At 63.3% G+C, this 24,177-nt stretch carries 14 protein-coding genes; 8 read left to right on the forward strand and 6 right to left on the reverse strand.

What is annotated here, in order from left to right; all coding sequences use genetic code 11:
* Positions 1 to 240: 240 nt before the first annotated feature.
* Together CEJ42_RS11330 and CEJ42_RS11335 are read right to left on the reverse strand one after the other, a co-directional pair.
* Positions 241 to 1,194, reverse strand: a complete 954-nt coding sequence (locus CEJ42_RS11330; RefSeq protein ID WP_079216769.1) for a Tim44 domain-containing protein — start codon at positions 1,192 to 1,194, stop codon at positions 241 to 243.
* A gap of 203 nt (positions 1,195 to 1,397) precedes the next feature.
* The gene (locus CEJ42_RS11335; protein ID WP_079216771.1) at positions 1,398 to 1,814 is read right to left on the reverse strand and encodes a hypothetical protein; all 417 of its coding nucleotides are present in this window, start codon (positions 1,812 to 1,814) and stop codon (positions 1,398 to 1,400) included.
* 369 nt (positions 1,815 to 2,183) lie between these two features.
* Between CEJ42_RS11335 and CEJ42_RS11340 the strand changes: the two genes are divergently transcribed.
* From CEJ42_RS11340 to CEJ42_RS11370, 6 genes are all read left to right on the forward strand, one after another.
* Entirely contained in the window at positions 2,184 to 2,894 is a 711-nt protein-coding gene (locus CEJ42_RS11340; RefSeq protein WP_079216772.1) for a response regulator, read from the forward strand.
* 77 nt (positions 2,895 to 2,971) lie between these two features.
* Positions 2,972 to 4,549, forward strand: a complete 1,578-nt coding sequence (locus tag CEJ42_RS11345; RefSeq protein WP_079216773.1) for a sensor histidine kinase — start codon at positions 2,972 to 2,974, stop codon at positions 4,547 to 4,549.
* A gap of 1 nt (position 4,550) precedes the next feature.
* Positions 4,551 to 4,835, forward strand: coding sequence for a DUF4212 domain-containing protein (locus CEJ42_RS11350; protein WP_079216774.1), 285 nt, complete (start codon positions 4,551 to 4,553; stop codon positions 4,833 to 4,835).
* Positions 4,825 to 6,867, forward strand: a complete 2,043-nt coding sequence (locus tag CEJ42_RS11355; RefSeq protein WP_088751120.1) for a sodium:solute symporter family protein — start codon at positions 4,825 to 4,827, stop codon at positions 6,865 to 6,867. Before CEJ42_RS11350 ends, CEJ42_RS11355 begins: the two co-directional genes overlap by 11 nt.
* Positions 6,868 to 7,297: 430 nt before the next feature.
* Complete coding sequence (locus CEJ42_RS11360; RefSeq protein ID WP_243397841.1) at positions 7,298 to 9,046, forward strand: methyl-accepting chemotaxis protein; 1,749 nt, start codon at positions 7,298 to 7,300, stop codon at positions 9,044 to 9,046.
* Between the two features lie 101 nt (positions 9,047 to 9,147).
* Positions 9,148 to 14,169, forward strand: a complete 5,022-nt coding sequence (locus CEJ42_RS11370) for an enterotoxin A family protein (protein WP_129587702.1) — start codon at positions 9,148 to 9,150, stop codon at positions 14,167 to 14,169.
* A gap of 26 nt (positions 14,170 to 14,195) precedes the next feature.
* On the opposite strand, the gene CEJ42_RS11375 is transcribed toward CEJ42_RS11370, so the two are convergent.
* The 4 genes from CEJ42_RS11375 to CEJ42_RS11390 all read right to left on the reverse strand — a co-directional run bounded on the left by CEJ42_RS11375 (position 14,196) and on the right by CEJ42_RS11390 (position 22,555).
* Positions 14,196 to 15,170 carry a transglutaminase family protein gene (locus tag CEJ42_RS11375; RefSeq protein ID WP_088751123.1) on the reverse strand — a complete coding sequence of 325 codons (975 nt, stop codon included), beginning with the start codon at positions 15,168 to 15,170 and terminating at the stop codon, positions 14,196 to 14,198.
* A gap of 1 nt (position 15,171) precedes the next feature.
* On the reverse strand, positions 15,172 to 17,682 hold the full coding sequence (locus tag CEJ42_RS11380; protein ID WP_088751124.1) for a circularly permuted type 2 ATP-grasp protein: 2,511 nt from the start codon (positions 17,680 to 17,682) through the stop codon (positions 15,172 to 15,174).
* Between the two features lie 114 nt (positions 17,683 to 17,796).
* Positions 17,797 to 21,168, reverse strand: a complete 3,372-nt coding sequence (locus CEJ42_RS11385) for a transglutaminase family protein (RefSeq protein ID WP_088751125.1) — start codon at positions 21,166 to 21,168, stop codon at positions 17,797 to 17,799.
* Between the two features lie 160 nt (positions 21,169 to 21,328).
* Complete coding sequence (locus CEJ42_RS11390) at positions 21,329 to 22,555, reverse strand: polyhydroxyalkanoate depolymerase (protein WP_088751126.1); 1,227 nt, start codon at positions 22,553 to 22,555, stop codon at positions 21,329 to 21,331.
* Positions 22,556 to 22,897: 342 nt separating this feature from the next.
* Here CEJ42_RS11390 and CEJ42_RS11395 point away from each other — a divergent pair, with 342 nt between their 5' ends.
* Together CEJ42_RS11395 and CEJ42_RS11400 are read left to right on the forward strand one after the other, a co-directional pair.
* On the forward strand, positions 22,898 to 23,554 hold the full coding sequence (locus tag CEJ42_RS11395) for a glutathione S-transferase family protein (RefSeq protein ID WP_079216780.1): 657 nt from the start codon (positions 22,898 to 22,900) through the stop codon (positions 23,552 to 23,554).
* Between the two features lie 100 nt (positions 23,555 to 23,654).
* Complete coding sequence (locus tag CEJ42_RS11400) at positions 23,655 to 24,092, forward strand: cupin domain-containing protein (protein WP_088751176.1); 438 nt, start codon at positions 23,655 to 23,657, stop codon at positions 24,090 to 24,092.
* Positions 24,093 to 24,177: the final 85 nt, after the last annotated feature.

The following is a 24,177-nucleotide window of genomic DNA, read 5'->3' on the forward strand; positions in this document are numbered from 1 at the left end:
GCGTAGGACTTCAGGCCAGGCGATGATGCATCCGGCATTCGGCACGCACCATGCAGCCGGTAGCGGGGAAAGAGAACGGAAGAGGAAGACGCCGCGAACGCAGCAAGGGAAGAAACGATACTTCAGGCGTGGAATGCAGATAAAAAAACCGCCGGCAGAGCCGGCGGTAAAACGGACTGGCGACGCTCATCCACTAACCGCCGCCTTCCGCGCCAAACTTTTACTGATGCATGAGCTTGCTCACGCCGAAACCGGATCCAGTTGCTGGATACCCGCCAACACCCAGCCGCCTTGGCCGGCGGCCGGCTTGGACAGGTTCCAGATCTCGGCGAACTGTGCCGGCGATGCGTTCTGCTCTTCCTTGATGAAGCCGAAGAACTTCACGCTGGCCACATAATCGTTGCCCACGGTTTCCACGCCCAGCACTTCCGCGTCCAGCGACACGACGTCGGTCTGGTTGGCCGCGGCGCCGCGCTCCTGGATCTGCAGGCGCAGCTCGGCGAACATTTCCGGCGTGGTGAATTCGCGGATGTCGTTGATGTCAGCCTTGTCCCAAGCCGCTTGCAGGCGGATGAAATAGGTCTTGGCATTGCGCACGAAACCGACGGTATCGAAGCCGGCCGGAACGCCGTAGGCCTGAACCGGTTCAGCGTTGCCGAAGCCGCCACCGAAACCGCCTTGCGGAGCGGCCGGAGGTTGCGCCGGCTCGAGCAGCGAACCGATCTTGGGCGTGGCGTTGACGTCATGCGCCTGGTCGCCATTGCTGCCGGCGCCGGCCCACGCCGGACGCGCCGACGAGGCTTCCGACTTGCGACGGATCATGCGGTAGATGAACATCGCGGCCATGGCGATCAGCGCGACCATCAGGATGGTGCTGATCATGCTGGCCATGGCGCCGCCCAGACCGAAGTGCGAGAGCAGCGCGCCCAGGCCCAGGCCCAGCAATGCGCCGCCCAGGATGCCCTTCCACGGGCTGGGCTTGGGTGCGGCAGCCGGAGCCGCTGCCGGCGCGGCCGGTTTGGCGGCTGCAGCCTGGTTCTGCTGCATCGGCGCCGGGCTTTGCGCCTGGCGGCCGGCGGCCGAAGACTGTTTGCCGATCGAGCCGCCGCCGCCAAGACGCTTGGCTTCGACAGTCGATATGCCAACAGACAGCGTCATCACCGCCACTATCAGCGCGACAAATGCTTTTTTCATGCTATCTCCTAGATGGAATCTGATGTGATGCGGTCACATCGGCCGTGTTGTCTTGAATGCTTGTATTACCGGGCTGGCGCCGGACGAAGCCGGCAGACTGGCGTCGCGTACGGACATGCGCCTGCTGTCGCACGACGCGAAGCCACGTATCAATCAGGAGCGGTTCAGCGGGCGCAGCAAGTCATGTCGCGCAAGGCGACAGATCAGGCCCGGGGAGGACGGCCGGCGAGCGGCAGGAACGGAGGCTGGCTGGCGGCATCGCTGCGAAGAGCGGGCGCCGGGCGCGAGGTTTCCGGCAGGATTGCCAGGGATTGGGTCAGCACAGGTTCGTCGCCGATACCTGCGTGGGTAGAGAAATCTTCGCCGCTGTCGGCGTAGTTGTTGCTGTCCTCGTCGGACGAGCCCTTGTCGGCGACGGCGCCGTGCTGCTGTTCGTCAGCGGCGGCGTGATCGGCCACGGCGACGGTCTTGGCGACCAGATGCTTGACGGCAACGCTGGCCTCGACCTGGGCCGGCGCCGAGAAATCGGTTGCGGCGACCGAGCTGGCGTACGTCAGCACCGCTGCAAATACTTGCACCGGGAGCAGACAGATCAGCAACAGGACCCACAAACGTTTCATCAGATTTTCCAGCAAGGGATGCGAGAAATTATAACAACAAAAATTGCGCCTACAACAAGCGGCACAGAGGAAAAATTAACTATGGCAATAGTATGGGATCGAAAAAGCGCTCTTCAAGTGCCTCGCCGCGATTGTTACATTTAAGTTTGCGATGATCCCACACCGCCGCCTTCCCCAAGGCGATCCTCATCAAGTTTCGGGCGGAAATCGCCGCAATGGCCAAAGCCCTTGATCGGATTGCGAGCTTATCTTCAAACAATCGCCAGCCTTATTTGCATTGACGATTGAATTAGTAGATTATGCGTGAAAATACCACAATAATTCCATAACACGAGACAAATCAGACGAGATCCTCTCTGATCGATTTCTATGCGCATCCTCCTTGCTGAAGACGACAGCGTACTGGCCGACGGATTGACGCGCTCGCTGCGCCATTCCGGCTACGCTGCAGATTGCGTCAAGAACGGCGTGGAAGCCGACTCGGCGCTGTCGACCCAGGACTTCGACCTGCTGATCCTCGACCTGGGCCTGCCCAAGATGTCCGGCCTGGAAGTGCTGCGCCGCCTGCGCGCCCGCAACTCGCGCCTGCCGGTCCTGATCCTGACGGCGGCCGACTCGGTCGAGCAGCGCGTGCAGGGACTGGATCTCGGCGCCGACGACTACATGGCCAAGCCCTTCGCGCTGTCCGAGCTGGAAGCGCGGGTGCGCGCCCTGACCCGGCGCGGCGCCGGCGGCGGGCCGACGGTGATCAAGCACGGCCCGCTCTCCTATGACCAGGTCGGCCGCATCGCCTACATCGGCGAACAGATGCTGGAGCTGTCGGCGCGGGAGCTGGGGCTTCTGGAAGTATTATTGCAACGCACGGGGCGGCTGGTGTCCAAGGAACAGCTGGTCGACCATCTGTGCGAATGGGGAGAGGAAGTCAGCAACAATGCCATCGAGGTCTATGTCCATCGCCTGCGCAAGAAAATCGAAGTCGGCGGCGTACGCATCGCCACCGTGCGGGGGCTCGGATATTGCCTGGAAAAACTCCCCGAAGCCGGCAGTCCCGCCGTCCCCGCCGCCAGCAGCGCAGCCTGATGCAATGAAGACGGCCGGCGCGCTCCGGCCGCATTTTCCCTTCACGAATTTTTCTTCGCCTCTCGCGGCGCGGCCTCATGTCGCCGCGTGATCCTTCCGCCGCCGTGCCCGATCAGGGCGCCGACGCGCAGGCCGCCGCGCCGTCGCGCAAGAAGCGCCGCGCCGCCATCGCCACCCAGCCGGTGGAGCGCATCCAGCGCTCGCTGTTCGGCGAAATCCTGGACTGGATGCTGGCGCCGCTGCTGCTGCTGTGGCCGATGAGCATCGCCATCACTTACCTGATCGCGCAATCGATCGCCAACCAGCCGTTCGACCGCGCGCTGGAAGACAGCGTCACGGTGCTCGCGCAGCAGGTGTCGGAAGTCAACGGCAAGGTCGTGGCGCGCCTGCCGGTCTCGGCGCGCGACCTGCTGCGCGCGGACGACATCGACAATATCTACTACAAGGTCAGCGGCCCCACCGGCGAATACGTCGAAGGCGACGTCGACATGCCGCAGCCGCCGCCCGATGACGACCGCAGCAACATCGGCACGGTGCAGTTCCGCAACGACATCCTGCACGGCAGCGACGTGCGCATCGCCTACGTGCAGGTCGACCTGCGCCGCAGCGCCGCCCAGCGCGCCGCCTCGCATGAGCCGCGGCTGGCCACGGTGCAGGTGGGCGAGACGCTGGAAAAGCGCGCCCAGCTCGCCAACGAAATCATCAAGGGCGTGATCCTGCCACAGTTCATCATCCTGCCGGTGGCGCTGGCGCTGGTGTGGTTCGCGCTCTCGCGGGGCCTGTCGCCGCTGTCCGAATTGCAGCAGCGCATCCGCGCGCGCCGCCCGGACGACCTCTCGCCGATCGACTCCGGCCAGGTGCCCGAAGAAATCTCGCCGCTGGTGCGTTCGCTCAACGACATGCTGGCGCGCCTGTCGCAGACCATCGCCATCCAGAAGCGCTTCATCGCCGATGCCGCGCACCAGATGAAGACGCCGCTGGCCGGCATGCGCATGCAGTCCGAACTGGCCTTGCGCCAGGACGACCAGGTCGACGTGCGGCGCTCGCTGGAGCAACTGGCCAAGAGTTCGGAAACCGCCACGCGGCTGGTCAACCAGCTGCTGTCGCTGGCGCGCGCGGAGAACCAGCAGTCGCAGGCCGGCGGCATGGCCCCGGTGGAACTCAACGAGCTGGCGCGCACCGTGGTGCAGGACTGGGTGCCGATGTCCTTCACCCAGCGCATCGACCTCGGCTTCGAACAGCCGGGCCATCCCATCATGATCACCGGCAACGCCGTCATGCTGCGCGAGCTGCTCTCCAACCTGCTCGACAACGCGCTGCACTACACGCCGCACGACGGCAGCGGCAGCGTGACGGTGCGCGCGCGCACCGACGAGGGCGGCGGCCTGGCGATCCTGGAAGTGGAAGACACCGGGCCCGGCATCCCGCCGTCGGAACGCGGTCACGTCTTCGAACGCTTCTACCGCATCCTCGGCACGCCCAGCACCGGCAGCGGCCTGGGACTGGCCATCGTGCGCGAGATCGCACAGCAGCACGACGCGCTGGTGGAGATTTCCAACAACCCGCGCAGCGGCGACCCGAAGTATCCGGGCAGCCTGTTTCGCGTCAGCTTCCGGCTGATGCCGCGCACGCCCTTCTTCGACGACATAGGCTGAGATGGAACAAGGCTATTCCTCCCCCGCCGCCGGCGACGCCGGCAACCACTGGAGCAAGACCCGGCGCATGACCGCCGTGCTGCTCGCGGTGTGGTTCCTGGCCACGTTCTTCGTCATCTTCTTCGCGCGCGAGCTGGACCGGGTACACCTGTTCGGCTGGCCGGTTTCCTTCTACATGGCGGCGCAGGGCATGATGCTGATCTACCTGGCCATCGTGGTGATTTACATGCGGCGCATGAAGCGCATCGAACAACAGGCACATGGCGAGCAGGGGCATGGAGAGTAACAAGGAATTCTTCTGGCGGCTGACCCGCTACTACTCGCTGTACACGGTCGGCTTCATCGCCTTCCTGTGCGTGCTGGCCATCCTCGAACACGAGGGCATGCCGCGCTCGTGGATCGGTTATCTGTTCCTGTTCGTCACCATCGGCCTGTACGCTGCCATCGGCGTGGTCTGCCGCACCTCCGACGTGCCCGAATACTACGTCGCCGGGCGCCGCGTGCCGCCGCTGTTCAACGGCATGGCCACCGCCGCCGACTGGATCTCCGCCGCCACCTTCATCAGCCTGGCCGGCGGCCTCTACCTGCAAGGCTTCGACGGCCTGGCCTACATCCTCGGCTGGACCGGCGGCTATGTGCTGGTGGCGCTGCTGATCGCGCCTTACCTGCGCAAGTTCGGGCAATACACCATCGCCGACTTCCTGGCCGCGCGCTATCCCGGCAAGCGCGGCGGCAACCTCATCCGCATCCTGGCGGTGGCGGCCACCATCCTGATCTCCTTCACCTATGTGGTGGCGCAGATCTACGGCGTGGGGCTGATCACCTCGCGCTTCACCGGCATCGACTTCTCCATCGGCATCTTCCTGGGTCTTGCCAGCATCCTGGTGTGCTCGTTCCTGGGCGGCATGCGCGCCATCACCTGGACCCAGGTGGCGCAGTACATCATCATCCTGTTCGCCTACCTGATCCCGGTGGTCTGGCTCTCGGCCAAGCACACCACGGTGCCGGTGCCGCCGGTGGCTTACGGCGCGGTGCTGCCCAAGCTCAACGCGATCGAGCGCAAGCTGGAGAGCGATCCCAAGGAACAGGAGATCCGCAAGATCTTCCAGGAGCGCGCCGACGACTACGAACGCAAGCTGAAGAACCTGCCGCATTCCTGGGAAGAAGGCCGGGTCGAAGCGCAGCATCACATCGACGACGTGAAGCGCAACACCCGCGCCTCGCTGGCCGAGATCAAGGCCGCCAGCCGCGCGCTGTCGTCCTATCCGAAGAGCCCGGAAGAAGCCGAGCGGCGCTGGAGCGATGCGCGCGCGGCCAACCTGCTGCGCGCCCAGGCACCGATCTCGCAGACCGAGCCCTTCCCCGGGCGCGACAAGGACAGCTCCGACATCAAGCGCAACAACTTCCTGGCGCTGGTGTTTTGCCTGATGCTGGGCACCGCCGCGCTGCCGCACATCCTGATGCGCTACTACACCACGCCCACGGTCTCGGCGGCGCGCAAGTCGGTGTTCTGGACACTGTTCTTCATCATGCTGATCTACCTCACGGTGCCGGCGCTGACGGTGCTGGTGAAGTACGACATCTGCACCTCGCTGGTGGGCAGCAGCTACACCCACCTGCCGGACTGGGTCTACTACTGGGCCAACATCGACAAGGTCAATCCGCTGGTCAGCATCAGCGACATGAACAAGGACGGCCTGGTGCAGCTGGGCGAGATCTCGCTGGACGGTGACATCATCGTGCTGGCCATGCCCGAGATCGCCGGCCTGCCCTACTTCGTCTCCGGCCTGGTCGCCGCCGGCGGCCTGGCCGCGGCGCTGTCGACCGCCGACGGCCTGTTGCTGACGATCTCCAACGCGCTGTCGCACGACATCTACTACAAGGTGGTCGACCCCAGCGCCTCGACGCAAAAGCGCGTCACCATCTCCAAGCTGCTGCTGCTGGTGGTGGCGCTGCTGGCGGCCTACGCCGCCTCGCTCAAGCCCGGCGACATCCTCTCGATGGTCGGCGCCGCGTTTTCGCTGGCCGGCTCGACGCTGTTCCCGGCGCTGGTGCTGGGCGTGTTCTGGAAGCGCGCCAACCAGGCCGGGGCGGTCGCCGGCATCGTCTGCGGCTTCCTGATGTGCGTGTACTACATGCTGCACACCAACCCCACCTTCGGCGGCAACGCCGCCGCGCAGTGGTTCCACATCGCGCCGATCTCGGCCGGCGTGTTCGGCGTGCCGGTGGGCATCGCCGCCATGGTCATCGTCAGCCTGCTCACCCCGCCGCCGGACGAAGCGACGGTCGCGCTGATCGACCACATCCGCACGCCTTGATCGTCTTGCAACAATCCCGGCGCGGCCGTTCTTTCCCCATGGGAATAACGAGGTAAAAGCCCGGCTTATCCCGGCAGCACTGCTGGCTGCCTTGCCTAGAATTGCTCCCACATGGGGTTGTTGCCGGACCTGCGCGCTTGGCAAAGCGACATCAGAGATCTCCTGATGCCGACGCGCCGGGTGGGCGCGTATGCTGGTCCGGCCAAAGATAATCTGACGGGGAAACCAGCCGGCATCCCCGTTGTCACAACCGGATTTCGCGCCTGCGACGCGCGGGACCAGAACCGGGATCACCCGGTCGTCTTCACATCGGCGCCAAACCGATGCATCTGCCGCCTGCCCGGCGCGGGGCGGCGCGTCGTCCTCATCCACAGCATCGATCCACCGCCCGGCGCAGCTGCGCCGGCGCACATTCATTTAGGGGAATGACATGCTGTTCAAGAACATGAAAGTCGGCGCCAAACTCGGCCTGGGCTTCGGCCTGGTGCTGCTGCTGCTGGCCGCGATCACCGCCATCGGCATCGCCCGCATGGTGCAGATCAACCAGCAGGTTGAAAACATCGTCAGCATCAACAACGTCGAGATCCGCGCCGTCATGGGGATGCGCGCCGCGATCTTCGAACAGTCCATCGCGGTGCGCAACGTCGCGCTGATGAGCGATCGCGCCGCCATCGACCGCGAGCTCGAGGGCCTGATGAAGCAGGACCAAAGCTACAAGGCCGCGCAGGCCAAGCTGCAGGAGATGTTCGGGCTGGACCAGCAGACCACCAGCCGCGAGAAGACGCTGCTGGCGGCGGCGACCGAGCAGTCCGCGGCCGCCAGCGCGATGTTTGCGCGGGCGGTGGAGCTGAGCAAGCAGGGCGAGGACGCGGAACTGAAGCGCTTCATCACCGACGAGATCGGGCCGCGCCAGATCCAGCGCCGCACCACGCTTGCCGAACTGGCGACGCTGGAAGACGAATCCAACCAGCAGGCGGGAACCCACGCACGGGAAGTGTTTGAAAGCGCGCGCCTGCAGATGCTGGTCATCGGCGGCCTGGCGCTGCTGATCGGGCTGGCGGCGTCGTGGCTGATCGCGCGCAACCTATTGCGCCAGCTGGGCGGCGAGCCGGCCTACGCGGCCGATATCGCGCAGAAGATCGCCGTGGGCGACCTGACCGTGGAGGTCGACGTGGCCGACAAGGACCAGAGCAGCATGCTGTTCGCCATGAAGCAGATGCGCGACGCGCTGACCCGCATCGTGGCGCAGGTGCGCCACGGCACCGACACCATCGCCACCGCTTCGAGCCAGATCGCCACCGGCAATCTCGACCTCTCCTCGCGCACCGAACAGCAGGCCAGTTCGCTGGAAGAGACCGCATCGTCGATGGAAGAGCTGACCTCCACCGTGAAGCAGAATGCCGACAACGCGCGCCAGGCCAACCAGCTGGCCAGCTCGGCCTCCAGCGTCGCCTCCGAAGGCGGGCACGTGGTGCAGCAGGTGGTGGATACGATGGGCTCCATCAACGAATCCTCGCGCAAGATCGTCGACATCATCGGCGTCATCGACGGCATCGCCTTCCAGACCAACATCCTGGCGCTGAACGCCGCGGTCGAGGCGGCGCGCGCCGGCGAACAGGGTCGCGGCTTCGCCGTGGTGGCGTCCGAGGTGCGCACGCTGGCGCAGCGTTCGGCGGCGGCCGCCAAGGAGATCAAGGTACTGATCGACGATTCGGTGGCCAAGGTCGACACCGGCAGCAAGCTGGTGGCGCAGGCCGGCGGCACCATGGAGCAGGTGGTGCAGAGCGTGCAGCAGGTGACCGATATCGTGTCCGAAATTTCGGCCTCCAGCCGCGAGCAGAGCGAAGGCATCGAACAGATCAACCAGGCTGTGGTGCAGATGGACCAGGTCACGCAGCAGAACGCGGCACTGGTGGAAGAAGCCGCGGCCGCGGCGCAGTCGCTGCAGGACCAGGCCAGCACGCTGCAGCAGATCGTCAGCATCTTCCGCATCGACGGTTCGCAGCTGGCGCCTGCGCCGCGCATGGCGCCCCTCACTGCCCGCCATGCGACGGCGCCGGCTGCGATGGCGGCTCCGGTCCGGCGCGCGCCGGAGCTGCAACGCCCGGCACTATCCCCCAGGACTGAACCGCCTCGTGCCCGGGTGGCGGCGGGAGAGGACGACTGGGAGCAATTCTGAACACGTCGCTGCCCGATATCCATTGAGAGAAATCGTCTTTCTTCGATGGCACCGCGTGGGAATTGTGGCCAATCTCAGCGGCGCCGCCTTCGATGTAGCGGATGCGCGGCCGGCGCGGCCGCAATCCGCTTGCGCTGTTCGAACAATGCCAGCACTCTCTCGACGAGCATCGAAAAATGGGGAAATATCATCCGGCCAGCGCAAGGAATTCGCATTCCAATGGACAGCAGCGGCAAGCGCCGCTCATAGAGAAAATCGACACGGTCCGAGAGGATCCGCAGCAGTTCGCGGCCCTCGAGAAATGGTTGCGAACACAGGGAACCGCCAGGTCGATTCCCCAAAATATCGACAGTAGAAAACGCCTGCTCGTGGCCCTCCTGTACGGCCAGGCGGCGCTCGGATGCTATTCGGCGCCGGCGCGGCTGAAGACGCAGAACGAACGACTGGCTGACGAGCTCACCAGACTCGACGAAGATTTTGCACAAAGAGAGGCAAGGGATGAAGGCCGGTATCGCCGCGCCGAGCGATTCCAGCAAACTTCCCCTGCGCCTGGGCAGCAGGAAACAAACAGTCCGCAAACAGTCCCCCCCGAGCCTGCCTCCAATGATGGAGCTACACCACGTCGAAGCACCCAATATCCTCAAGCTACGCCGCCGTCCGGTATTGAAGATGAACGGCGACGCTTATCGTTTCCAGTGGCATCTTCGACCTGGAAAATACTCGATCATCTGCTTGAGAAAAGAACAACGTCTAACGATTCTGAAGACTATTCCGGAAATGCATTCCCCTTTCCCGGCGCAGCTGCCGCAGATGTTGAAGCGGGGAATTCCCTTTTAGGGGGCAGGAGACATGAGCCTGAATCGCCGACCGTATTGCGCAACACGCTCATCGGCACAGGGATCATCGGCCTTTCTGGGTTCGCCACGTATCTCGGGTACAAGGGCGGCAATCTGCTCGACTCTCTCCTGAGGCCTACCGAAGATGCTCCGCAGGACAGCCTGACCGAAAACAACAACAGTCCCGGTGATCATGAAACCCTGCCCACACCAGACTCACAACGCCAACAGCCGCAGGAAAAAGGCATCGGACGATCGGTCGCCTATAAGTTCCTGACCAACGCAGAGCAAGCTCAGTTGAGCTCGCATATTGCAAGTTATGTCGCAACCCAAAAGAAGGTAGGGACGCTTGATCCCTCATTCACGGTTGACGCCGATCTCCTGACGGCCGTACTACGCTCCCGGCTGCTGGTCGAAACCGGTTTGACCCAAAGCGCCCTCGATTCCACCTGGCGCCCTGTCATCATCGAGGTGCGAAACCTACGTCAGGTCGTATCAAGTCTCGAGGCTCTCTTCACTTCCGCGAACGAACATCTTCCATCGCGCCCTTCCCTGATACGCGCCGCATTGCAATATGAGAACGGGTCGCCCGAGGATTACAAACGAATGAAGACAATCGCGCTGCAACTGGATACGCAACCAGCTGAACGGGCGGAAGAGCAGCGCGCAAAAAACTGGTATCTCGGGAAGGGATATCCCACGTTGGATGAAGAATCCTGGCAAGCGGCATTCAAGACGGCAAAACTGAACGACGTCAAAAACTGGATCAGAATTTCCGAGATGGCGCAATCTGCAGATCAAAAGGCGGCGTTCTATCGCGCGCTGGCGCAATACATCGAGATCAACCGCCATCCGATGCGCGAAAATCTGGAAAAACTCGTCCCGATTCTCTTGGATGCATACTCGCAACTATTCGCTATCCATACTGAAAAAAGCCAGTTGAGCTACGCGACGCTGGCAGATCGCTGTATTGACGAAGCTGCCGATTTCCTCCAAAGCGAACGCTTCGGCAATGTCACCGCTGATGCATGGGAACGCGCCCTCGATTTCTACCTCGACCCTAACGCTCCGACGGCTCCGTCCGATATCCTCGACATTGCAGAGAAGGCCCTCCAATTTCATCTCGACGACATAGCGGCCGCCGAGCAAACTACAAGCGCCGAACAAACAAATCCCCCTCCTGAATCCACATCGGGTGAGCTGAGTTGGAGGATGCACAACCTGGCACAGACGATGGAGTATGGGCCGCTGGCCGAAAGCTTCGTAAAAGATTTCCCTCTCCAGACATCCGAAGGGACGGACCGACGTTTTCTCCAGATCATCGATACCATCACCCAACGGGCTACTCCTGCCTATCGCGACATCTCGCGCGACGCCTGGGATGAGGGAGTGCTCAGAAATTCCCATCTCAGAACATCCGGGAGGGTTCCCGAAGTCATTCCCTTCATCTCGCAACTCTCAGAGGAGTCGAAAGATGAATATCCGGAAGTCACAAAAACAAAAATAGATACTTCGCTTCGAATCAAGCCACTGGAAGAATATACGTGGAAAGAGACCTTGGACAATCTGTCAAAAGCGCTCAAAAACCCGGGGCGCGAAGCTGCTACATTCATTTGTCTTCTGACGGATGCGTCTGAAGAAACAACGGCTCGCGCCCGGGAACTGGGGGACTGGTTCTCGACATTGAGCAAAACGATCGCGCGTTTTCACCCTTTGTCCATACCGCTCACCGCCCTGGAAAATTTTGTCGATTATGCCAATCGCCTCGCGCACGACAGGCCGATCGACACGCCTGCGCTGGAAAATCTCGCCGATGATGCCGCAAATCTGTGGAGCCTTCTCCGCCCCACTGTGATGAATCACCCTTCTGTGAAAGGGGACCCAAAATTGCAGAAGGAGCTCGGTGAGGGGCCGCCGAGAATTCGGACAACAAGGCCGCAAGTCCGTCCCGCAGCCGCTGAATCTTCCGCCGCGCCAAAACCTGCTGGAGAGGCTCCGGACGACTTTGATCTGTCGCGCTGGTTGAACGTTTTTTCTCAAGATATTCCTGTCACCCCTCCGAATGAATGGAGCAGCAGCATCGACCTGAATGGGAAGACTCCCGACGCCCAAGGAATGTTCAGCGTCGAGAATAAGTACTATGTAATGACGAATGACGCGACCTATCGGGTCGAATTTGATTCACGGTTGAACGCTTGGATGATCATCCGCCCTGACGGAATGAGCAGCAAGTTGTATTCCGTTCGCTATGCAGGCAGCGGCCGCTGGCGTTCCGGTCTGGCGGGACTGCGTGGTGGAGGCAACGACGGCGGCCTCAGGATCATTCCTGAAGACAGGCAAACGGACTACAACGGCCATATCAGAACCGTCACCTTCTGGGAAAAAACCAAGATCCTCATCGCCAGGGCAACTGGAATCCACTTGAAGCCACAGAAGTTTGATACCGCCAGTGCGACTTTCAAGCCGACCAATGATCTCGAGTGCATTCAGGTGAGCTCGACGGATCTCAGCGACCTTGAGGCGCAAGTGAGGTATATGCAGGATCTGGAGAGCCTGGAAGAAACAGTGTCGCATTATCAAAAACTGTATCGATATCTCAAGACGGTCATTGAAATTTCTCCCGATGGAAAAACTACACGCAAGAATCTCTACAGCAATATGGAAACCGGAGAACAGGTTTCCAACTACATTCTGGAAAATGGTCTTGAAAACGAAGACCTGACCCGAGGAAATGAATTCCATTACTTCGCGGCAATCGACAAATCCGAGCAAGGCCTTGCGGGCAACGATCAGACGAGTGCGCTCAATACGCGACCGTTGCGAACGAAAGCCGTCATGATGATCAAGACACGCAATCTCACTCATAAGGGCCGCAGCAGCAACGAGAAAGAGTTTGTGGCGGATGTCTCCGCTGTCGTCGCGCATCCCTTTACTCAGCTTGACGACAGCGACTTCCGCTACCTGCAAGAAGAAATCGGTAAGCTGCAACGCATCTTCGCGAACAGGAAATCCAATCCAGGAAAAATGATCCATCTGGAATCTGTGCTCTTCAGGAGCAATATCAATCAGGTGGCATTTGAAAATTTCCTTCACGAGTTCCCGGATATAGGTGGAAACAGTGAACGTATCAAAGGATTTTCGGAATATATGACATCGGAGGCAATGATCGCTTTACTGCCAAGATGGGACAAAAAAACAGTAATGGAGGCCACTCCGATCAATCCACGTACCATCAGTGTAGTAAGGAGCCAAGGCTTCAAGATCAACCTGTCGGCGGCGAAACAAGTGAAGGAAACCGGCTTGTATCAAATCTACAATCAAGAATTCGCAAAGATTGGCAACAAGGTTTACGAAGTGAAGAAGAAAGCCGGAACGGATCAATATGAAGCGATCTTCCCGCACGTCCTCTTCAGGCCAAGAAGAGACGTGTTTCGTGATGCATCGGGAGTCTGGAAGTTTGGACGGCGATCCGCCGCCGAGGAATCCATGCCCGGCCCTTCGCGTCCCAGGGCGAGCCGATCAATCACCGATATCACAACCGATAGAAGCACGACGACCGCGACATATTCCATGATCACTCCTCGTCCCCTGCCTGATACGCTGTACATGAGCAGCTCCGTTTCTCCGGAACAGGTCAAATTGCAAGGAGGCTTCAGCACCCCGGCGTCGGCATCGACTGGCTACGATCATGAAGCGAACCAACTCACGGCGGATGCCAGAAACGCCGTCATTGACCAGCAGTTCAAACAAGAACAGGCCGACGCCAAAGAGGTACTGGACGTACGGTGGAAGGCCATGATGGCGCTCGGCCGTCGGATAGCCGCCATGACAACGGGCGACGAGAAAGACGAATGGCTCGAAAAGTGGCAAGAAGAGGTCAACGCACTGCCCGAGGCTATTTCCGAACATGTGGAGAAGGTGCCTACGTTCTGGGATCCGTTTCAGATTCACATCGAACGTCTGCTCAAAAAGACGACATGGGCCCCGGGCGATCCACTTCCGTCATATTCAGGCGGCAATCCGTTCATCATGCTCAGTTCGTCATACGACAAAGAAATGCGGTTCTGGTACACCCCTGTCTATCGAAGCAATGGCTTTATCTTTTCCATTGCACCGGATGAAAACGTCATTGACGTCAAGTCCACCCTCGGACAAAGCAATATTCATCGGAACGAACGGGACTGGGCCGTTCGGGAATTCATCCCATGGAACCGCATAACCGGATGGTTCGATCAGGCAGGCACTTTCACCGCCAACCCCGACTACGTCGGACGGGAAAACGGTTGACCATATTGCCTCGCCTCCGCTCGGGGCTAAACGGCAAACACCAGACCGCCGATCTCGTCTTTGGGCATCACCGTCACCGCCACCTGCATGCTCTGCTGCCCGCCGCCGATCAGCACCCCGCGCAGAGGTGACACGTCGAGGAAATCGCGGCCCCAGCCCAGCGTGATGTGACTGGTGTCGGCAAAGATGCCGTTGGTGGGATCGGCGTCGATCCAGACGCCCTCTTCGCCCTCGCGTCCCGGGCAATACACCGACACCCAGGCGTGCGAGGCGTCGGCGCCGATCAGGCGCGGTTGTCCCGGCGGCGGCTCGGTCAGCAGGTAGCCGCTGACGTAGCGCGCGGCCAGGCCGATCGAACGCAGGCAGGAGAGCATCAGGTGCGCGAAATCCTGGCATACGCCGCGGCGGTTGACGAAGACCTCCGTCACCGGCGTCGACACCGTAGTGGCGGCCGGATCGAAGGAGAACTCGTCGTGGATGCGCAGCATCAGCGCGCGCACGCCCTCCACCACCGATAGACCGGGACGGAAGCAGTCGGCCGCGTAGCGGATGAACTCGCGCTTGATGCGCACATGCGAGGACTCGAACAAGAAATTGGAGGCGTCCAGCATGCCGGGCTGCATCGACTGTCCGCCGTGGTAGGACTGCTGCATGACGGCCTCGTCCCACGACAGCGCGTCTTGCGGCAGGCTGCGCGAAGTCAGCTCCACCCATGAGTCGGCATGCACGTCCAGGCTGGTGTGGTCGGTATCCAGCGAGAAGCCCTTGATGACGTTGCCGAAATTGTCCTCGTAGCTGCGCACCAGTTGCGGCGCCGGCTGGATGTTGACGCTGTGCGAGATGCAGTGCTGCCACGGCAGCTCGCGCGGCGTCAGGTGCAGCATCTGGTGCGACAGCCGCACCGGCAGCGAATACTGGTAGGTGGTCTGGTGGCGGATCTGGTAGACCAGGCGCTGCGGCTGCGTTGCGGCGATGTCGCCGGCTTGATCGTCTTGCGCCATCTCAGACCCCCTGGCTGACCGGCGCGGTCAGCGGTGTGAAGTAATGGCGCGACAGGTCGTCGGAGAGCATGTAGCCGCCGCTGACGGCGTCGCGCATGAGCTGCGCCAGGCGCGCATTGGCCTCGGCCGCGGAGGCGGAACCGTGCGCGAAATCGGCCAGGTTCATGGCCTCCAGCTGCTGCGCCAGGTGCGAAGGAATGGTCATGCTGAGCAGGCCGAGCTGCTGGGCGATGTCGGCCAGGTATTGCTGCAGCATGCGGAACTGGTAAGCCATGCCGTGCGGATTGCTGACGTCGAAGATCAGCAGGTGCAGCACCGGCAGCCACTCCGGCGTGCGACGGTAGCGCACGCGGTAGGTGACGATGCTGCTGGCCGCTTCCAGCAGCCAGGAAAGCGCCGCCGTCTGCCGCTGCGGCGGCAGGCGCAGGAAGTTGTCGAACAGCGCGGCCATGTTGGCCATGCGTTCGATGTGGCGCCCCACCATCAGGAATTGCCAGCCGGCGTCGCGCGTCATGTCGTCCAGCGCGTGGCCCGCCAGCCCGGAGCAGGCGTCGATCACGTTGCTGAGCACATGCTGGGCCGCGGCCGGGGTATTGATACGCTCCTGCACCATGGCCGGCATCTTGTTGAGCGCGTGCCAGTTGTCCAGCGACAGATGTTCGCGCACCTGGTAGGCGGCGTTGGCCAATTGGCGCAGCTGGGCGGCGACGCTGACGGCCGCCGACGGATCCACCACCGCCGCCTGCAGGCTTTGCTGCAGGCCGGTGATGGTCGGGCGCGGATCGGACTTGGGCATCTGCACGCCCAGCTGGCTGCAGATCCAGGAGACGCTGCCCAGCATGCCGCGGCTTTCGCTCTGGCCGTCCATGGTGTATTGCAGCGTGGTGCGCAACAGGCGCGAGAGATTCTTCACGCGCTCGGAGTAGCGTCCCATCCAGAACAGGTTTTCGCCGGAATGCGAAGAGACGTCGACCGTGCTGCGGATCAGCGTGCCGGCCGCGGTGCCGACGCCGGCGGCGTCATCCGCAGGCTGGTCGCCGCCGGCGGGTTCGCCTTCGCGCAGCACCCACACGTCCTTGGTGGTGCCGCCCTGCTGCATCGACACCACGTCGCGGCGCTGGCGCGAAGCCACCCGGGTCAGGCCGCCCGGCATTACCTGGTAGCCGCCCTCGCCGTCGGCCACCGCGAACACGCGCAGGCTGATGGTGCGGTTCATCAGGCGATAGTCGCCGCTGCGCGACATCACCGGCGCCTGCGACAGGCGCACCCACTCCTGCGAGGCGTAGGCGTGCGGCTGCAGCTGCAGGCTCTCCACCAGGCGGCGGCGCGCCGCGCCCGTGACGGTATGGCCGAACACCGGCTGCATGCGCATCGAAGAAAACGCCGGCACGATCACCAGGTCGTCGAAGTGCTCCAGCGTGTAGTCCAGCGCGGGCTTCTCGCCGCACCACCAGGACGCCACCGAAGGCAGCATCAGCGGTTCGCCGAACAGGCGCTCGCTGATGGCCGGCAGGAAGCCGTGCAACGCGGTCGACTCAAGCACGCCGCTGCCCAGTGAATTGGCCACCAGCACGTTGCCCAGGCGCGCCGCCTGGGTCAGGCCCGGCACGCCCAGCGCGGAGTCGGCGCGCAGCTCCAGCGGATCGCAGTAGTCGTCGTCCATCCGGCGCAGGATGGCGTGCACGCGGCGCAAGCCGTTCAGGGTCTTCAGGAACACCTGGTCGCCGCGCACCGTGAGGTCCACCCCCTCGACCAGCGGGAAACCCAGCGTGTGCGCCAGGAAGGCATGTTCGGAATAGGTTTCGTTGTAGGGGCCGGGCGTGAGCAGCACGATCAGCGGCACCTCGCCGTTGGCCGGCGCCAGCCGCGTGAGCGTGGCGCGCAGCGTGTGGAAGTAGCCGTGCGGCGACTCCACGTGCATGTCGCGCAGCGCCTCGGGCATGGCGCGCGCCATGATCTGCCTGTTCTGCAGCGCGTAGCCGGTGCCGGACGGGCCTTGCGTGCGGTCCGACACCACCCACCAGGTGCCGTCGGCGGAGCGCGCCAGGTCGATCGCGTAGGCATGCAGGTGAACGCCGCCCGGCGGCTTCAGGCCGTGGCAGGGCATCAGGTAGCCGTGCTGCCCGAACACCAGCGCCGGCGGCAGCAGGCCCGCGCTGATCAGGGTCTGCTCGCCGTAGATATCGGCCAGCAAGGCGTTCATCAGGCGGGCGCGCTGCGCCACCGCCTGCGAGAGGAACTTCCATTCGTCGTCGGCGACGATGTGCGGCAGCAGGTCCAGCTCCCATGGGCGATTGGCGCCCTTGGGGTCGGCATAGACGTTGTAGGTGACGCCGTCGGAGGCAATGGCTTCGCGCACTTCGCTGGCGCGGCGGCGCAGCATCTCCGGCGAGAGGTTTTCAAGCTGGTCGATCAGCGTTCGCCAATGCGGCCGCAGGCGGCCGTCGGCCTGCAGCATCTCGTCGTAACGATCGCCGCTGACCGGATAGCTTTCCAGTAAACGCTGGTGCATAAATGAGGCGGAGCGGGCGCGTCGCTGGCTGGTCCGGCGCAGTCGGTCTACACCGGCGAACCGGCTGATGTGGACGGAAGGACCGGCGCGGCAAAAAGGCCGCGCCCGGATGAGTTAGAAGTAGCGTAAGTCTAACGTAAAAGGAAACTCGATAGACGCCCGCGACGGCTTGACATCGAACTTTCCCGGCGTGTGGTTGAGGCGGAAATAGCGCGCCAGGCGGCGGCTTTCCGCCTCGAAGGCATTGACCGGGAAGGTCTCGTAGTTGCGTCCGCCCGGATGCACGACGTGGTACTGGCAACCGCCCAGGCTGCGGCCGTTCCAGGTGTCCACCAGGTCGAAGGTCAGCGGCGAATCCACCGGGATGGTGGGATGCAGCGCCGATGGCGGCTGCCAGGCGCGGTAACGGATGCCGGCGACGAACTGGCCGACGGTCCCGGTCGGCTGCAGCGGCACTGGCACGCCGTTGCAGGTCAGCACGTAGCGCTCGGAAGCCATGCCCGAGACCTTCACCTGCAGGCGCTCCAGCGACGAGTCCACATAGCGCGCGGTGCCGCCGGCGCCGCTCTCCTCGCCCAGCACGTGCCAGGGTTCCAGCGCGGTGCGCAGTTCGATCTCCATGCCCTTGACGGCATAGTCGCCGATCTTGGGGCAGCGGAACTCCATGTGCGGCGCGAACCACTCGGCCTTCATCGGATAGCCGGCCTCGTTCATGTCGTCGATGACATCGCGGAAATCCTGCTCGATGAAATGCGGCAGCAGGAAACGGTCGTGCAGTTCCGTGCCCCAGCGCACCAGCCGCGCCGGCTTGTACGGCGTTTTCCAGAAGCGCGCCACCAGGCCGCGCAGCAGCAACTGCTGGGTCAGGCTCATGCGCGCATGCGGCGGCATTTCGAAGGCGCGCAGCTCCAGCAGGCCCAGGCGGCCGGTGGCGCTGTCGGGCGAATACATCTTGTCGATGCAGAACTCGGCGCGGTGCGTGTTGCCGGTGACGTCGATGAGCAGGTTGCGCAACAGGCGGTCCACCAGCCAGGGCGGGCAGTCGCCGCGGGCCACCTGCTTGTCCATCTCGGTGAAGGCCAGCTCGATCTCGACCGTCGAGTCGTTGCGCGCCTCGTCGATGCGCGGCGCCTGCGAGGTCGGGCCGATGAACATGCCCGAGAACAGGTAGGACAGCGACGGATGGTTGTGCCAGTACGAGATCAGGCTGCGCAACAGGTCGGGCCGGCGCAGGAAGGGCGAATCGCCGGTGGTGATGCCGCCCAGCACCATGTGGTTGCCGCCGCCGGTGCCGGAATGGTGGCCGTCGAGCATGAACTTCTCGGTGGTCAGGCGCGAGGCGCGCGCGGCGTCGTACAGGTGGGTGGTCTGCTCGACCAGCTCGCCCCAGTTGTTGGCCGGCTGGATGTTGACTTCGATCACGCCGGGGTCGGGCGTGACGCTGAACTTGCGCAGGCGCGGATCGTTGGGCGGCTCGTAGCCTTCCAGCAGGACCGGCTGCTTGAGCTCTTCGGCCACGGCCTCGATGGCCGCGACCAGTTCCAGGTAGTGCTCCAGCTGCGCCAGCGGCGGCATGAACAGGTAGAACACGCCATTGCGCACTTCCGCCGACAGCGCCGTGCGGGTGATCCAGTTGGCGGATTCGAAGGCGCCCGGCGCCGGCTGCGCCGGCGCTGCGGAGGCGGCGTTGCCGGCCGCGGAAACAGCGGCCCGCGCGACGGCCGGCCCGGCGGGCGGCATGCCCGGACGCAGCCCCGGCTCCTGCGGGCCGCCGGACTGGCGACGGATCTCGCTGGCGCCCGGCAGCGGACGGAACAGCTGCGAAGGATCGGCCGGATGCACGGCCGGATATTCGCTGCCGCTTACCCAGGGCAGCGAATCCAGCGGCAGGCGATAGCCCAGCGGCGAATCGCCCGGGTAGAGATAGCAGCGCTCGCTGCGCAGGAACCAGGCGCCGCTCTGCCAGCCGCGGCCGTCGACACGGCGCGCCAGCGGCAGCACATGGCCGACCGCGCTTTGCAGCCCCTGGGTGAAGACGCGCATCAGGCGCTCGCGCTCCTGCTTGTCGTCCACACGCGAGTCGAACGGATCGACGTTGCCGGGCAGCCGGCGCTCGCGCCACATGTAGTAGAACACGTCTTCATAGGCCGGGAAGACGTTCTTGCCGTCCACCTGCAGGCGTTGCGCCACGCGGTGCAGGAAGTGGCTGGTGACGATCTTGTCGGTCACGTTGGGCCGGGTCTCGTCGCCGATCAGGGCCGGGTTCAGCCAGATCGGTTCGCCGTCGCGCCGCCAGTAGCAGTTCAGCGCCCAGCGCGGCAGCTGTTCGCCCGGATACCACTTGCCCTGGCCGAAGTGCGGCAGGCCCTGCGCGGCGTAGTTGTCGCGCATGCGGTGGTAGAGCTCGGCCGCCAGCGGTTTCTTGGTCGGGCCCATGGCGGCGGTGTTCCACTCGGGCTCGTCGGGATGATCCAGCGCGACGAAGGTCGGCTCGCCGCCCATGGTCAGGCGCACGTCGTTGGCCGCCAGGTCGACGTCGATGGCGTGGCCCAGCGCCTCGATCTCGCTCCATTGCTCTTCGGTGTAGGGCTTGGTCACGCGCGGCGCTTCCCAGATGCGCTTGACGCTCATCAGGTGCTCGAACTCGACCTCGCAGGGATCGACCAGGCCCGACACCGGCGCGGCCGACGCCGGCTCGGGCGTGCACGACAGCGGGATATGCCCTTCGCCGGCGAACAGGCCCGAGGTCGGGTCGAGCCCGATCCAGCCGGCGCCGGGCAGGTAGACCTCGCACCAGGCGTGCAGGTCGGTGAAGTCGGCTTCCGGACCGGAGGGGCCGTCCAGCGATTTCTGGTCGGCGGTCAGCTGGATCAGGTAGCCGGAGACGAAGCGCGCGGCCAGCCCGAGGTGGCGCATCAGCTGCACCAGCAACCAGGAAGAATCGCGGCAGGAGCCGGATTTCAGCTCAAGCGTCTGCTCCGGCGTCTGCACGCCGGGCTCCATGCGGATGGTGTAGTCGATGTGGTTGGCCAGGCGCTGGTTGAGGTCGACCAGGAAGTTGGCGCTGCCCATCTTCTCGCGCGGAATGCCGTCGAGGAATTTCTTGAACAGCGGCGACAGCGGCAACTTCTGCCGATAAGGCAGAAGTTCGTTTTTCAGCTCATCTGCGTAATCGAACGGGAATTGTTCGGCATAAGGTTCGAGGAAAAAGTCGAAAGGATTGATGACCGACATCTCGGCCACCAGGTCGACCTCGATCTTGAATTCGGTGGTCTTTTCCGGGAATACCAGGCGCGCCAGGTAGTTGGCTTCGGGATCCTGCTGCCAGTTGATGAAATGCGGCTCGGGCAGGATGCGCAGCGAATAGCTCAGGATGCGGGTGCGGCTGTGGGGGGCCGGGCGCAGGCGAACCACTTGCGGTCCCAGGTTGATGGCACGGTCATACTTGTACGAAGTGACATGGTTCAACGCCACGTGAATTGACATGTAGATCCTTTACGACGAGCAAATGGTTGAAGTGCTGACTGCCTTGTCGGACATACCTGCTCCGCTGCCGGGACTCCGGCCCGGCCGGAGAGACAGTCATACCGGATTATTCTTACCGCCTCGTTACCCGTTCCCTGCGGCGGCGGCCGTGACCGCGCGCCTACCTGTGGTGCATATTAATGAAATCCCGCAGGCGCGGATAGATTTCGTTCTCCCAGCGGCGACCGTTGAACACGCCGTAGTGCCCCACCGCCGTCTGAACATGGTGCAGCCGCATGTAGGGCCGGATGCCGCTGCACATTTCCTGTGCAGCGACGGTCTGGCCGACGGCGCAGATGTCGTCCTTCTCCCCTTCGATGGTAAACAGCGCGGTGCGCCTGATGACTTGCGGCTTGACCTCGCGCCCGTGGTATTGCAGCTTGCCCAGCGGCAGCGCATGCTCCTGGAAGACGGTGCGCACGGTTTCCAGGTAAAACTCCGCGGGCAGATCCGACATGGCGAAGTACTCTTCATAGAAGGTCTTGATCTGCAAGGCTTTTTCGTCTTCGCCGTCGATCAGGTGATGGTAGAGGTTGCGGAAGGCGTCGACATGGCGGTTCAGGTTCATGTTCATGAACGCAGCCAGCTGCATGAACCCGGGATAGACGCGCCGTCCGGCGCCCTGGTGGCGGCCGGGCACGGTGCCGATCATGTTCTTTTCGAACCACTCGATGGGCTTGCTCTTGGCCAGCGCGTTGACGGTGGTGGGATTGACGCGGGTGTCGAGCGGCCCGGCCATGAGCGTCATGGTGCGCGGCTGGGCGTCATTGCCGTCCTCGGCCATGACCGCCGCCGCCGTGAGCGCCGCCACGGTCGGCTGGCAGACGGCCAGCAGGTGCGCGCCCGGACCGAGCACGCCCAGAAAGGAGATGACGTGGGAAACGTATTCATCCAGGCCGAACTTGCCGTGCTCCAGCGAAATGTCGCGCGCGTTGTGCCAGTCGGTGATGTAGACGTCGTGATGGCGCAGCAGGGTCTTGACGGTGCCGCGCAGCAAGGTGGCGAAGTGGCCGGACATCGGCGCCACCACCAGCACCCTGGGCTGGCCTTCGGATGTTTCCTTGCGAAAACGCAGCAGGCTGCAAAAAGGCGTGGTCGCCACCACTTCCTCATGCACCGCAATCGTGCGTCCGCCGTCCTCGACGGTCCCGATCTCGAAATCCGGCCGGGCGTGGGTCAGCTGGGTGCGCGCAAAAACCTCGCAGGCCGAGGCCAGCTTGCGCATGAAGGGGTTGGCCGGCAAACCCGGCCATTCGTACCCGAAGACGGGCGCCATCATCCTGGCGGATGCCCGCAGCGGGTCGGTGGCGTCGGCGTAATTCTGGTAGAGCTGATAGGTATTGATCATGAGGACGCCGCCCTTTTCGTTCTGTCTCTTTTGTCTGATCGCTCGCCTTGGGTGCGATGCAATATGCATGCCACGGAAGACGCGCGGCAGGCGCGGCTTTGGCCGCAATACGGCCAATCCGTCGCCGCGTCTTTTTGTCGACGCCGGCGACCGACAAAGCGATGGGCTGGCACGCGCTTTGCAAGCGCATATCGCAGGCGATTGCATATTGACCGCCCTCTTCCCTCCCGAATGAGCAGACGCGGGAGGAAAGCCGTGACGATGCCGTGGTTCGCCTTTGCCGGCGCGCGACGGCGACGTGCTCAAAGTCAACATCCGCAAGAAAACAGATAAGGGACTGACATGCCTAAGACGACTTTGCGCATCACCAGCAAGAACTACTCCTCATGGTCCCTGCGCGGCTGGCTGCTGGCCAAGTTCGCGGGCCTGTCCTTCGAGGAAGACATCGTGCCGCCGGACGACCCGACAGCGCGCGCGGAGATCCTGCTGTTGTCTTCCTCCATCCTGGTGCCCAGCCTCAAACATGGCGACGTGCTGGTGTGGGACACGCTGGCCATTGCCGAATACCTCAACGAAATCCGCCCGTCGGCCAAGCTGCTCCCGGCCGACCAGGCGGCGCGCGCGCACTGCCGGTCGGTGTGCGGTGAAATGCACTCCGGCTTTTCCGCCCTGCGCGCGGCGCTGCCGATGAACCTCAAGGGCCACTTCCCCAACTTCAAGGTGTGGTCGCGCGCCGAGGCCGACATCCACCGCATCACCACCATCTGGAAGGAATGCCTGGCCAAGTACGGCGGCCCGTTCCTGTTCGGCGAGCAGCGCACCATGGCCGACGCGATGTATGCGCCGGTGGTGACGCGCTTCATGACCTACGACGTCAAGCTCGATCCGATCTGCACCGCGTACGGCAAGCGCATCATGGCCATGCCCGAGATGCAGCAATGGATCACGGCGGCCAGGAAGGAGCCGGAAGACATTGATGAGCTGGACGTAGAGTTTTAGAACGTATCGGGCTTGTCTTTCAGCGATGCGTTCGGGCGCGGCCGGCGGCCGCGTCTTTTGTCGCAGTCCAATGCGGGACGCCGCAGAAAGGATGGTCGTGATGAACACCGTAGCTGAAAGCGCATTGACGAAGAACACGTTCTCGCATGTAGGCGAGGGCGAAACGCCCTGGGAATCCGGCGGCCTGCGCGACTTCTTCCTGTACCGCGACCTCGGCATCGCCGCGGCCACGGGCGGACAGGTGGTGGCGCAACTGGTGAAGGCCAACATGCCGCCCGAGGAAGGCACCGGCTGGCACCGGCACGAAGCCAGCTTCCACATCGTCATCATGTTGAAGGGCTGGGCGCGCTTCATGTACGAAGACCAGGTGACGCTGGTGAAGGCCGGCGACTGCGTGCACCAGCGCCCGGGCATCGTGCATTTCCTGTTCGACTATTCGCCGGACATGGAATATCTGGAGATCGTCAGCCCGGCCGATTTCACGACCATCGACATGCCGGCGCCGTGCGCGGTACCGGCGCCGACACCCTGGAGCTGAGCCGGAGCCGACAAGCGTTCCGGCGCGATTTCCCGCCTCGCCGGCGGGATGCGCGCCGGGGTTTTCAACATCGCCGCAAACAGAG

It is taken from the genome of Herbaspirillum robiniae (assembly GCF_002213415.1).
Lineage (GTDB): Bacteria > Pseudomonadota > Gammaproteobacteria > Burkholderiales > Burkholderiaceae_D > Herbaspirillum > Herbaspirillum robiniae.